Here is a 1,334-nt window from a genome sequence, read left to right on the forward strand (position 1 = left end):
CAGACTATTCAAAAATGCGAACAATAAACCTGCAGTTATGTGATGGGCAAGGTGTTAAGCGATTAATGAAGCATATTACTCAATTATTTAGCGGTTCACTAACCCTAAGATTAGCGACACAGCTTGATGTTGAACAGGTGTATGCTTGGCAATGTAAACCCGAAACACGTCGTTATGCACTTAATAAAGACGTTCCGAGTTTGGCTGAGCATCGGGCTTGGATGACTAAAAAGCTAGCAAGTAAAAATGACTACTTTTATGTCATTGAGCTAACCAATAGCACAGATGAAAAAACGACTCCTGTAGGTGTAGTCAGGTTAGATATGACAGCCGTAGATACGTATACCATTTCCATCTTTATAGCACCAGAGCACTTTGGTAAAGGGGTTGCGAAACTAGCTTTAAAACAAGTAGATATATTACATCCTACAAAAATTATACATGCTGTTGTACTAAAAGAAAATGCAGCATCACAAGCTTTGTTTAGCCGAGCTGGCTACCAACGAATTAATGAAGAGCAATTTACTCGACAACCTGTGGAGTGAGGGATTTATGAATAAATTTATTACTATCGATAACAGAAAAATTGGCCCTGGCTATGCGCCGTATATCATTGCTGAAATGTCAGCGAATCATAACGGTGATATCGAAAATGCCTACAAAATAATGGAAATGGCAAAAGAGTGTGGTGCAGATGCAATGAAGCTGCAAACTTATCGCCCTGATACCATAACAATGAAAAGCGATAACCCTGAATTCTTAATTAAAGGTGGGTTGTGGGATGGTAAAACACTGTATGACTTATATGAAGAAGCGCACATGCCGTGGGAATGGCATAAACCTTTATTTGAAAAAGCCAAAGAGTTAGGTATCACTATTTTTAGCTCGCCGTTTGACTTTACTGCCGTTGATTTACTCGAAGAGCTTGGTGCTCCTGCGTACAAAATAGCGTCATTTGAAGCCATCGATTTACCATTAATCGAGTATGTTGCGAAGACTGGTAAGCCAATGATTATCTCAACGGGTATGGCGAACGAAGAAGAAATACGTGAAGCAGTAGAAACAGCAAAAAATGCAGGGTGTAAAGAGCTTGTTGTACTGCATTGTGTAAGTGGTTACCCAGCGCCATCAGGCGATTATAATTTGGCGACTGTTGCAGATATGGCCACACGTTTTGATGTATTAACGGGTCTATCAGACCATACTATTGATAATACGACGGCTATTACATCAGTGGCGTTAGGCGCATGCTTAATAGAAAAGCATGTAACGCTTAATAGAGATGGTGGTGGACCGGATGATAGTTTCTCACTAGAAAAGCCAGAGTTATTACA

The 1,334-nt window shown here is 40.0% G+C and carries 2 protein-coding genes; both read left to right on the forward strand.

All coding sequences use genetic code 11. The annotated features are described in order from the left end of the window. Window positions 1-545 (forward strand): GNAT family N-acetyltransferase (locus tag CXF76_RS00690; protein WP_198551837.1); only part of this gene is annotated, 545 nt, incomplete at its 5' end. A gap of 7 nt (window positions 546-552) precedes the next feature. Further along, window positions 553-1,334 (forward strand): pseudaminic acid synthase (gene pseI / locus CXF76_RS00695; protein ID WP_101162808.1); only part of this gene is annotated, 782 nt, incomplete at its 3' end.

The sequence above is a fragment of the Pseudoalteromonas sp. 78C3 genome, from assembly GCF_002836695.1.
GTDB classification, from domain to species: domain Bacteria; phylum Pseudomonadota; class Gammaproteobacteria; order Enterobacterales; family Alteromonadaceae; genus Pseudoalteromonas; species Pseudoalteromonas arctica.